This is a genomic window from Pseudomonas sp. NBRC 111131, assembly GCF_001320525.1.
Taxonomy (GTDB): Bacteria; Pseudomonadota; Gammaproteobacteria; order Pseudomonadales; family Pseudomonadaceae; genus Aquipseudomonas; species Aquipseudomonas ceruminis.
Map to the genome: position 1 here is coordinate 55,243 of NZ_BCBH01000032.1, position 11,447 is coordinate 66,689.

Below are 11,447 nucleotides of genomic sequence, written 5' to 3' on the forward strand. Positions count from 1 at the left end.
TCCTTACAACTCGATGTTCATGCCGTCGAAGGCGACTTCCACGCCGCGGCGCTGGACCTCGGCCCGTTCGGCAGAGTCTTCGTCGAGAATCGGGTTGGTGTTGTTGATGTGGATAAGCACTTTGCGCTGGCGCGGGAAACCGTCCAGCACCTCGAGCATGCCGCCGGGACCGTTCTGCGCCAGGTGGCCCATCTCGCGGCCGGTGCGGGTGCCGACACCCCGGCGTTGCATTTCATCATCCTCCCACAGCGTGCCATCGACCAATAGGCAGTCGGCACCGTGCATCATCGACAGCAGCTTGTCGTCCACCTGGCCGAGGCCGGGGGCATAGAACAGTGTGCCGCCGGTACGGGTGTCCTCGACCAGTAGACCAAGGTTGTCGCCCGGGTGCGGGTCGAAGCGGTGCGGTGAGTAGGGGGGCGCGGCGCTGCGCAGGGGGAACGGGGTGAAGCGCAGGTTGGGGCAGGCGTCTATCACGAAGCTGCCTTCGAGCTCGATGCGGTTCCACTGCAGGCCACCGTTCCAGTGGCTGAGCATGTTGAACAGCGGGAAGCCGGTGGTCAGGTCCTGGTAGACCATGTCGGTGCACCACACCTGGTGCGGGCAGCCTTCGCGCAGGCTGAGCAGGCCAGTGGTGTGGTCGATCTGGCTGTCCAGCAGCACGATCGCGTTGATGCCGGTGTCGCGCAGGGCCCGGGCCGGCTGCATCGGCGCGAAGGCCTGAAGCTGGGCGCGGATGTCGGGCGAGGCATTGCACAGCACCCAGTGCACGCCGTCGTCGGACAGGGCGATGGACGACTGGGTCCGCGCCTGGGCGCGCAGGGTGCCGTCACGGTAGCCCTTGCAGTTGACACAGTTGCAGTTCCATTGCGGGAACCCGCCACCGGCGGCGGAGCCGAGAACCTGGATGTACATGGCTACTCTCTATGCTGTGCGAAAAACCGTACCTGAAAAACGAAAACGCCCCGGCGGGCCGAGGCGTGTAACCGCAAGCCGGGCTTAGCGGTTAGCGAAGTACATGGTGACTTCGAAGCCGATACGCAGATCAGTGTATGCAGGTTTGGTCCACATGGGATGACTCCTTCGGGATGGGTTTTGGTGGCTCAGCTACTACTTGGGTACCGCCATGCGCAGGAGGTTCCCAGAACTGGGATTGCGCTATCTTACAAGAAAAATTTGTACTGAAAGGTTAATTATCGGAAAAGTGCCATTACCGTTCGCGTAACAATCGCTGAGTCGGCTCAGCACCATGTAGAGTCTGGCGCGGCAGCGTTAGCTAGACACAGCCAAGTGGAACCTGTATCGAGCACGTTGCTCAGCAGGTGGTCCAGATCCGTCTGCCGCGTGTTCAGGATAGCCCTGCGCAGCGCATCCAGCCTGCCGGGTTGTGTAGCCAGGTGTGTCTGCCACGCCCATTCGGCGACATCGGCGTTGGCCATCGCGGGCTCGTCGAATTGCCGTGCCAGGGCTTGGCGGGCGGCCGGGTCAAGGGTGACACCTTGTTGCAGCAGCGTGAGCAGGTGGCCCAGGACCTGCGCCTGGCGGGTGTGGGGCGATTGCACGCCGAACAGCAGGCCGCTGACGCCCTCGACCTGACGAAAGGCGCTGAAGACCGCATAGCCCAGTTGCAGCTCCACCCGCAACCGCTGGTAAACCGGCCCTTGCAGCAGGTGCGCCAGCAGGCGGCCACAGGCTTCGCTGGCCGCAGGTAATGGGCAGAACAGCAGCAGGGCGTGTTCACTGCCTGGCACGTCGACGTGCTGCCAGCGATGGTTGGCCCAGGTAGGGAGGGGGCCAGGTCGCGAGCCCTGCCCAGGGCATTGCTGCAACACCGTACCCAGGATACCCAGCGCGGCATCGTCCAAGCCCGCGGCAAGGCCGTGCCAGTGTGCGTGCTGCCACAGGCTGTCGAGTTGCGGCTGTGCCAGCGTGCGTTCAGATTCAGCGACGGCCCGGGCGCCCAGCACCGCATCGGGCAGTTGCTTGAGCAAGGCCCTGATGGGGATCAGGGCCGGGGGCGTGGCCGCGCTGGGTTGCCAACTACTGGCTGGAGGCTTGAGCATCAATGCCAAGGCCTGTTCCACAGCCCGAAGCACTGCTGCCGGTTGCCCGGCACAGCGCAGTTGCCAGTACTCGCCAGCGGCACTGAACTGCAGCTGGACCGACGCGCGCTCGCAGCGTTCCTGCAGGGGGGCGAGCGCTCGCTCGAGCACACTCTGCAAGCGCTGGCGCACAGGCAAAGGTACATGCCAGCGCAGGTAAAGCGCGGCGTATTGACGAGCGCTTGGCAACGGGTCGCTGACCCTCAGCGCCGGCGGTAGAGGCTGCCCCCCGGTGTTGGGCAAACCTGCCAGCAGCAAGGGGTCAGGCGGGGGCACTTGCCACTGCCCATATGCCTGGCCCGGCAGGCCCTCGGTCAGTGTGCGCAGGGCCTGCAAACCTTGCGCCTGCAATTTGCCGAACGGCTGGCCTGTGCTGTCCCGGCGGGCCAGCTCAAGCGCGCTGGCGCTGCGTTCGCGGCTGAGCTGCAGCAGGCCGAATTCGCTATTCAACTGCTGAAGGTCGGTGTGGCGGATGAAATTGAACCAACCCTGCAGCAGGGCGCGGGCTTCATCCGGGCAGGCGTCGGCGGTGAGCTTCAGGTCGATGTGCCACAGCAGTTGCCCAGCAAAGGCATACAGCGTTTCAGCCTTGAAGCTTTGCAGCCAGCCCCGCTGGCGAAGCGCTGCCAGCCAGGTACCCGGGCGGCTGTCGTCCAGGCAACTGATCAGCAGCGCCAAGGCCTGCTCGGCAGCTGGCGGGAGATGCTCGTGAGTGAAAACCAGGTCTGTGGTTGTGCTCGACAGTGGCGGTGCAAGCGCTTGCGGCACACGCTGACCCGGCGCGAACAGCTCGGCATATTGCCTGCCCAGCTGTTCCAGCTCATCCAACGGTTGCGGGCCGCACAGGCTCAGAGTGATCTGGCCGCCTTGGTAGAAGCGCTGGTGGAAGCCTGCAAGCGCTTGCTGAAAGGCCGGATCCTGCAAGGCCAGGGTGTAGCGGTTACCGGCATGAAAAGCGCCCAGCGGGTGGCCCGGCGATACTGACTGCAGCAAGGCGAACTGCTGCTGTGCCTGTGGATTGCGCGACCAAGCAATGAATTCGGCGTGGATCACTTCGCGTTCGCGGCGTTGGCGGTCGATACCCAGGTCTGGTTCGGCCAGCATCTGGCACAGGCGCTCAAGGCCCCCGGCCAAGGCACTGGGCGGCACCTCGAAGAAGAAGTCGGTAGTGCGCTCGCGGGTGCTGGCATTGACTTGGCCTCCGAGCGTCTGGACGTAGCGCATCAGGCCGTCGTCCAGCGCAAAGCGAGGTGTGCCGAGGAAGAACAGGTGTTCGAGGAAATGGGCCAGGCCCGGCCATTGGCCTGGCGCGTCATGGCTGCCAGCGTGCACCTGCAGGGCGGCAGCCGAGCGCTTCAGGCGCGGGGCGTGGCGCAGGGTCAGCTGCAGGCCGTTGGCGAGGGTAAGGTGGCGGGTGGCGTCAGGCATGGGGGCTCCGGTAGCTGCGGTCCATGCTAACTCATTTATCGGCAGGCCCGGCCCAATGGCTGGTTTGCCAGCGGCCGCCACGGCGATCCCTTTCAGCCCTTGCGCAGGTGCAACTCCTGGCGCAGATCGGCCAGGTAGGGAAACGCGATGCGGCCCTGTACCACACGCTCATGCTCCAGCTCGGCCAGCAGCTGGCATTCGTCCCGGCCGGCCATGGCCAGCAGGCTGCCATCCGGGCCAATGATGCTGCTCTGCCCGCAATACTGGATCTGTGCTTCCGAGCCGCAGTAATTGGCATACACCAGGTAGCACTGGTTCTCCTGTGCCCGCGCCCTCACGGTCACCTGGCAGGTAAAGTCGTACGGCGTCATGTTCGCCGTCGGCACCAGGATCAGTTCGGCACCGCCCAGCGCCAGGCGCCGGGCATTCTCCGGGAACTCGATGTCGTAGCAGATCAGCAGGCCGATTTTCCAACCGTCCAGATCTACCACCGGAAAGTGGTCGGCGCCTGCGCTGAACATTGAGCGGTCCAGCTCCCCGAACAGGTGGGTCTTGCGGTAGTTGCTCAAGCTACGGCCGTGCGCATCGATCAACTGCACGCTGTTGTAGATCGCCCCATCATCGCCGCGCTCGGGGTAGCCATAGACGATAGCGATGCGGTGCGCCTGGGCGATCTCCACCACCGCCAGCGCCGCTGGGCCATCGTCGGCTTCGGCCAGGCGCTCGACCTGGGCCAGGCCAATGTTGTACCCGGTCAGGAACATCTCGGGGCAGACCAGCAACTGTGCGCCGCGTTCGGCTGCCAGCTGCGCCTGGTGACGCAGGCGTTGCAGGTTGCCGGGCACGTCCAGTGGCTTGGGCGCGCCCTGGTACAGAGCGATGCGCATGGCGCCTCCTTGGGTCAGTCAGCCAGGGCGATCGGGCCGATTTCGTCGAACACATCGCCCGGGCCGGGGTTGTCCGGGTGGGTGTGACCACCGAAGTGGTTCATGATACCCCACACCGCATTCAACGACGTTTGCACCGCCCCTTCCACCCACGCCGGGGTCCACGATACGTCATCACCGGCGATGAATATGCCGCGCTGCTCGGCAGGCATATCCTGTTGCATGAAGTGCGCGTACATGCGCTGGTTGTAGCGGTAATGGCCCGGCAGAGCGCCTTTGAAGGCACCGAGGAAGTGCGGGTCGGCCTCCCAGGAAACGGTGATCGGGTCGCCGATGATATGCCCGGCAATATCGGTCTTCGGGTAGATCTTCTTCAGCGCATCCAGGGCCAACTGCACGCGCTTTTCCACCGGGTGCGGGAGCATCTTCAGAGCGTCGCTCATCCACGCGTACGACAGGCAGATCACCCCCGGTTTGTCGTCGCCGTTGTCGAACAAGTAGGTACCGCGGGTGAGGCGATCGGTGAGGGTCATGCTCATCAGGTCGCGCCCGGTTTGCGGGTCCTTGTCCTTCCAGAATGGTCGGTCGACCATGACGAACGTCTTCGACGACTGCATGTAGCGGGTGCGGTCCAGGGCCATCCACATCTTTTGCGAGAACAATGATTCCTCGCAGTCGATCTGGGTGGTCAAAAGCCAGGTCTGGCAGGTGGCGAGCACGGCGCTGTAGTGCCGGGTGTCGCCCCAGTTGTCGGTGACGGCCAGGCGACCATCGCTGCCGCGGGCGATGCGCTTGACCCCGGTACGCGGCGCGCCGCCATGCAGCGCGCTGAGGCTGGTGCCCTCCGGCCAGTGCACGCAGCGCTGCGGTACATGGCGCCAGATGCCCTGCGGTACTTGCTCCACACCGCCAACCACCAGGTGCTGGTGGTCGTCGCAGTTGGTCATTACCACCCGGAAGATTTCCAGCATCGAGTTAGGGAAGTCCGAGTCCCAGCCGCCGGTACCAAAGCCGACCTGGCCAAACACTTCGCGGTGCTGGAAGCTCAGTTTGGCGAACGAGCGCGAGGTGGCGACGAAGTCGTAGAAGGTGCGGTCATCCCATAGCGGGACCAGTTTGTTCCACAGCGTTTTCAGGCGCGTCACATCACGGTCGCGGATGGCTTGCTGGATGTCGGCGAACTGGGCGCCGCTTTCCAGCGCGTCGGCCCAGGCGTCGGCCACTTCATGGAAAAGCTTGGGCAGGTCGCTGGGTTTTTCGGCGTAGTAGGTCTGGCCTTCCAGGTCGATCACCGTGCTACCCGAGGCTGGCGTCAGTGGGTTGGGGAAGGGTCTGGTCTCCAGGCCCAGCTTGTCCACGTAGTGGTAAAAGGCAGTCGACGATACCGGGAAGCGCATGCCGCCCAGCTCGGCGATGATCCCGTCAGTGCCGTTGAAGGTTTGCGAGCGCAGTCGGCCGCCCAGCTTTGACGCCTCGTAAACGACCGGCTTCAAGCCGAGCTTCATCAACTCATAAGCCGCTACCAGGCCCGCAATGCCGGCGCCAACGATCGCCACTTCCTCACCATGGCGCTCAGCCGGGATGCTGCCCAGGCCTGCGGGGTGTTCCAGCCAGTCGTCGAAGGCGAAGGGAAAGTCAGGGCCGAAGATGGTGATGGGCTTTTTGCCGTCGGCGGGGTGGCGGTTTTTCTTGTTCATGAAGTGACCTTGCCAGGAAGGCTGCGCGGGGAGCGGAGCTTGAGTATAGGAGATGCCTGGGGGTCATTTTAGGGCGTGGTGTTTTCGTTATTAAGGCGCAGAGTGTTGTCTGAATGTCGTTTGTTTCGTCGAAATGATAGATAAAAGCTGGTTTATGACGAAGGCTGATCAGGTCGGTTGCCCGCGGTCCACCTTGCTGCTGAGAATGATCGACGTGGTGGTCTTCTCCACCCCGTCGACACTGCCGATCTGGTCGAGCAACTGGTCCAGTTGCTCCGGCGAATCCGTGCGCAGCCAGGCCACATAATCGAACTCACCGCTCACTGCGCACAGCTGTTGCACCTGCCCCATCGCACTCAGGCGCCGCACCACCTCCTTGCCCGAGCGCGGCTGCACCTTGATCCCCACGTAGGCCTGCAGCCCACCGCCCATCACCTGCTGGCCCAGGCGCACACCATAGCCAGAGATGACCTTGTTCTTCTCCAGCCGCTCCAGGCGCGAGTTGACGGTGGTGCGGGCGATGCCCAGCTGACGGGCGAGGGTGGCGACGCTTTCGCGTGCGTTGATCTGCAGCAGGGCGATCAGCTGGCGATCGATTTCATCCAGCGTAATGAAGCGGGAATCCGACATGGCGAGTCTCTACGGTTGGCCTGCTAGCCTAGCCATCGAGTGCCAGCCAGGGCAAGGCTCGAAGTGTATTGCGCCCTAGTCATTGAGCCGTTCGGGCTTTTCTTGGGCGGGATGGGCTGACTGACAGTGAAAAAATCCCCGCAAGCGGGGATTTTTCGTACTGCACCAATCAGCCGTTACGGCTTGATGCTGTCAGGCAACGCATAGGCAATGATGTAGTCGCCCACATCGGGCGAGTGGCTCATGCCGCCAGCGGAGATCACCACATACTGCTTGCCGGTCGTGGGGGACTTGTAGATCAGCGGTGCGGCTACAGCACCGACGGGCAAGCGGGCCTTCCAGACTTCCTTGCCGGTTGCCGAATCGAGCGCACGCAGGTAGTAGTCCTGGGTGCCGGCGAAGAACACCAGGCCGGATGCCGTTGAGGTAGGGCCGCCGAGGGTAGGCATACCCAGGGGGATCTGCATGTGTGTCTTGATCCCCAGCGGGCCAGTATCCTGCACCGTGCCCAGTGGCACCTGCCACACCAGTTTCTGGGTGTTGAGGTCAATTGCGCTCATGCTGCCGAACGGTGGCGTGTTGCATGGCACGCCCAACGGGGACTGGAGGATGTCGATCTTCACACCGCCATAGATGCCTGCGACCTGCGGGCGAATAGTGCCCATGAAGCCAGGCACCTCATCGGTCGAGACTTTGTATTTGCGGGTGTTTTCCTTGGTCACCAGCGACATGCGCAGCGGCATGCGCATGTCGTTGACGAACATCATGCCGGTGTTTTCATCGATGGAAATACCCCCCCAGTTCATGCCGCCCAACAGCCCAGGCCATTCGATGTACGGTTTTTCAGTGGGTGGTGTGAACGGGCCGACGTACACCGAGTCCTTGAACATGATCCGGCAGTAGAGCTGGTCGAACGTGGACACCCCCCACATCGACTGCTCGGTCAACGGGTCCGCGCCAATGACCGGCATGCCAGCGGAGTACGGCTGGGTCGGGGACAGGTGTTCGCCTTCTGCAGCCGGTGTAGTGGGAACAGGGCGCTCCTGAACTTCAGTGACAGGCTGGCCGGTGCGGCGGTCCAGCACGAAGATATGGCCGGTCTTGGTGGTCTGGATCAGGACCGGGGTCTTTGTGCCCTGTGCATTCTTCATCTCGTAGAGCACAGGTTGCGACGGCAGGTCGTAGTCCCAGACATCATGGTGCACCGTCTGGAAAACCCACTTGGCCTTACCCGTGGATGCATCGACCGCGACAATCGCTGTGCCGAACTTTTCTTTCACAGAGTTACGGTCGCCACCCCAGTAGTCAGGTGGGCCATTGCCGGTGGGCAGGTAGACCAGGTTCAGTTCTTTGTCGTAGGTGGGAATGGTCCACACGTTCGGTGTTTCAAGCGCGAACTGGTGGTCAGCCGCCGCTGTGTCGGTGCCCTCAGGCGCACCCACATCCCAGGCCCATACCAAAGCACCGGTCAGCACATCGAATGCACGCACGGCACCGGAAGGCTCGCCGGCCACGATGTCACGCACCCAGCCACCCACCACGGTGAGGTGGCCCATGACTACAGGGAGAGAAGTGGGGTGGTAGCGCTTGCTGTGCTCTGTCGGCCCCATGCCTTTCTTGAGGTCAACGTAACCCTGCTCGCCGAAGTTGGGGCAAAGGGTGCCGGTGTGTGCATCCAGCGCGAACAGCCGGGCATCGACCGACGACACCAGGATGCGCTGACGGCATTGCTGCTCGCTGGCATGAGAGGCTTTGACCTCGGCGCTCAGGCTGTCGTCCCGGTCGATGTCGTAATAGCCCACGCCACGGCAAGTCACGTGCTCTGCGCTTTTGGCGTGAGGGTCGAACCTCCAGAGGGGTTTGCCGGTATCGCCATCAAGCGCGGTGATCAGGTTTTCCGGTGTGCACGAGTACAGGACGTTGCCGATCTGCAATGGCGTGTTCTCGTCGACCCCAGCCCCTGGGCCGCTGGTTCTGCGGCCGGTCCGGTAGGTCCAGGCAACTTGCAGGTCCTTGACGTTTTCCGGGGTGATTTGCGTGTAGGGGGCGAAGCGGGTCCCCGAGGCATTGCGCCCGAAGAACTCCCAATTTTCCGGGGCGCTTGAGGCTGCGTTTGGGGCTGGCAGGCTACCTGCTGCAATGGGCGTCGAGATCCCACCATGGGGGAAGAAGGCGGCGATGAACGTGGCGATCAATGCCAGGAATACGACCAGCCCTGAGCGATTGGCAGCTCGGCGTGTGCTTGCAGAAGTATCGGGCAGTGCAGCGCCCACCCACAGGCTCAGGGTCAGAAGAATCGCCGGAACGACCAAACGAGGCAGTAGTTGCCAGTAGCTGAACTGCCCCACTTCGTAGAATGCCCAGGCGCACGTGGCAAGGAATATAAGGGTGGAAAATACAATACTGATACCCTTGCGCAAGAATACCAGTACAGCCAGCACGGCGTAGGCAAGTCCCGCAAGCAAGTAGTAACTTGACCCGCCCAGTGCCAGAAGTTTGGAGCCACCGTAAATCAATGCCACCGCTACACCTAGTGCAAGTAGCGAGAACAGCAGTCGCGCAGCATTACTTAACGAGTGCTTCTCAGCGTTGGAACAATTGTCATCCGTCATAGTTGTGTAAGCTCTGTTGGTGAGTACATGGCTGTTCCCTCAGGGTGCGAGAAAGCGGGCCTGGGCGCGGCCGTTGTCGGTTATTGCGGATAGTGCGTACAGGAGCTGGGTGCACGCTTTTGCCGACGGCAAAGTTCGCCATAGGCGTCAGCGTGATAGATGGCATGCCATTAATCCTGGCTGCAGGTCAGTACGGTGTTGTTCCATGAAGGGGTTAAAACACCGTTTAACGAAGTGTCCGATTCCCAACGCTGGGTTGAGAAAACGGGTGGTGTTTTTAGTTTAAAACGCTGTACGGAGGGGATAAATCAAGCAGCCTGGAAAAGAGTATTATTGAATTGGTAACAATTTGTATGGCCTAGCGCTGGCTGCCACACCCGGCCGTGGCACCAGGCTGCTTCGGCACAAAGGCGATGCGATGGGGGAAGGCTTAGCATCGCAAAGCGCTGGGGGGGGCAGGAACGAAAAAGCCGCGCATTTGCGCGGCTTCGTATTTGGTGGTGTCCCGTCCTGAATAAGGTTTACACCTCCCATCCCGAATTTCCGGAGAGTCAGATGGAGCAAGGTGTAAAGCGCACACGGCGTGATTACTCACTGTCTTTTAAATTGGCGGTGGTTGATCAGATTGAAAAAGGCGAGATGACCTACGGCCAGGCCCAGGAACGGTATGGCATCCAGGGCCGGTCGACGGTTCTGGTATGGTTGCGTAAGCACGGTCGGCAGGATTGGAGCCAAGGGGCATCGATCCGAGTCGAGAGGAGCTGCGCGATGTCTGACCCCAAACCGCTCACTCCAGAGCAGCGGATCAAAGAGCTTGAGCAGCAGCTTGAGCTGATGAGCCAGAAGGCCCAGTTCTTCGAGACGGTCGTTGATGTTCTGAAAAATGACTATGGTGTTTCGGTCGTAAAAAAGCGATCCGGCAAGTCCTCTCGCAAGGCCAAGTCGCAGGACTGAGCATTGCCAGGGCTTGTCAGTTTCTAGGCATCAGTCGACAGGCATACTACAAACGCAACCGAGCCGCTGATGGCAAAGAGCGCCAGGCAGATCGGGTGGTTCAGTTTGTTCAGCAAGTCCGGCTGCGCCAGCCGCGTCTGGGTACCCGCAAGCTGCACTATTTGCTGCATTGCCAACCTGACAAGCGATTCCAAGTCGGCCGAGATAGGCTGTTTCAGGTCTTGGGAGAGCGCCGTTTGCTGGTGCTGCCCAAGCGGGCATACCACAAGACAACACAGAGCTTTCATCGCTTCTACCGCCATCCCAACTTAATCAAGCCCGGTCCAAGCCAAGTCGCTCCGACAAGGCCGGAGCACGTCTGGGTTGCCGACATTACATATCTGCCCGCACGTAACGGCCCGCTGTACCTGAGCCTGGTAACGGACGCGTACTCCAGGAAAATTGTTGGTCACCACGTCCATGAAAGCCTGCATGCCGAGTCAGCAGCGCAAGCCTTCAAGCAGGCCTTACGAAAGCGACGTCATCGCCAGCCATTAGTCCACCATTCGGATCGAGGCATCCAATATTGCTCGGCGCTATACCAGTCACTGCACCAACGGCACGGCGTTCAGTGCTCCATGACTGATGGGTATGACTGCTACCAGAACGCGCTGGCTGAGCGAATCAACGGAAACCTCAAGATGGAGCTGCTGTTGAGCAGTCCTGAAGATCTGGAGCAAGCGAGGCAGATGGTTGATGAGGCAGTGCAGATCTACGACACAGAACGGCCCCATATGGCCCTGAAAAACAAAACGCCCGATGCGGTGCATCGGGCGTTTTGAGGCCTATCGGCCTACCTGAACAGGTGAAAACCTATTTCAGGACTAGACATGGGCCCACACGGACTCGAACCGTGGACCAAAGGATTATGAGTTGCTCGGGAACGCTGTTAGCTCAGGTAATTCGAGCGTAGCCTAGCGCAGATACATCTAGCTGAGAATAGCGTGGTTGCTAGGGGAGAGCGTAACTTAGCGAAGAGCTAGGAAATCCATACCTGTACCCGCAGTGTACCGATTCTGGGTTCCACCTAACCTCGCGTTCATTGGGTCACGGACAGCATGCCGTCAGGTATCGGACTGCTGCGGGTTGACTCGTACC

General features: G+C 61.5%; 8 protein-coding genes. 1 reads left to right on the top strand and 7 read right to left on the bottom strand.

Going from position 1 to position 11,447, the window contains the following annotated elements:
• Positions 1 to 3 precede the first annotated feature (3 nt).
• From pqqB to APH34_RS22895, 7 genes are all read right to left on the bottom strand, one after another.
• Positions 4 to 915, bottom strand: coding sequence for a pyrroloquinoline quinone biosynthesis protein PqqB (gene pqqB, locus APH34_RS22870; RefSeq protein WP_054903068.1), 912 nt, complete (start codon positions 913 to 915; stop codon positions 4 to 6).
• An 84-nt stretch (positions 916 to 999) separates the two neighbouring features.
• Positions 1,000 to 1,071: a pyrroloquinoline quinone precursor peptide PqqA gene (pqqA, locus tag APH34_RS28905; protein ID WP_003243383.1), complete on the bottom strand. Its 72-nt coding sequence runs from the start codon at positions 1,069 to 1,071 to the stop codon at positions 1,000 to 1,002.
• A gap of 170 nt (positions 1,072 to 1,241) precedes the next feature.
• On the bottom strand, positions 1,242 to 3,530 hold the full coding sequence (gene pqqF / locus APH34_RS22875) for a pyrroloquinoline quinone biosynthesis protein PqqF (protein WP_054903069.1): 2,289 nt from the start codon (positions 3,528 to 3,530) through the stop codon (positions 1,242 to 1,244).
• Positions 3,531 to 3,622: 92 nt separating this feature from the next.
• Positions 3,623 to 4,417: a carbon-nitrogen hydrolase family protein gene (locus APH34_RS22880; protein ID WP_054903070.1), complete on the bottom strand. Its 795-nt coding sequence runs from the start codon at positions 4,415 to 4,417 to the stop codon at positions 3,623 to 3,625.
• Between the two features lie 14 nt (positions 4,418 to 4,431).
• Positions 4,432 to 6,114 (bottom strand): NAD(P)/FAD-dependent oxidoreductase, encoded by a 1,683-nt coding sequence (locus APH34_RS22885; RefSeq protein WP_054903071.1) that lies wholly within the window; start codon positions 6,112 to 6,114, stop codon positions 4,432 to 4,434.
• Positions 6,115 to 6,282: 168 nt separating this feature from the next.
• Positions 6,283 to 6,744 (bottom strand): Lrp/AsnC family transcriptional regulator, encoded by a 462-nt coding sequence (locus APH34_RS22890; protein WP_054903072.1) that lies wholly within the window; start codon positions 6,742 to 6,744, stop codon positions 6,283 to 6,285.
• A 176-nt stretch (positions 6,745 to 6,920) separates the two neighbouring features.
• On the bottom strand, positions 6,921 to 9,356 hold the full coding sequence (locus tag APH34_RS22895; RefSeq protein ID WP_054903073.1) for a membrane-bound PQQ-dependent dehydrogenase, glucose/quinate/shikimate family: 2,436 nt from the start codon (positions 9,354 to 9,356) through the stop codon (positions 6,921 to 6,923).
• 555 nt (positions 9,357 to 9,911) lie between these two features.
• Between APH34_RS22895 and APH34_RS28910 the strand changes: the two genes are divergently transcribed.
• Positions 9,912 to 11,131, top strand: a protein-coding gene (locus APH34_RS28910; protein WP_156358112.1) for an IS3 family transposase whose coding sequence is annotated in 2 segments (ribosomal slippage) — positions 9,912 to 10,260 and positions 10,260 to 11,131 — 1,221 coding nt in all. Because the reading frame shifts where the segments join, the coding sequence is not laid out codon by codon here.
• The last annotated feature ends 316 nt before the right edge of the window (positions 11,132 to 11,447 follow it).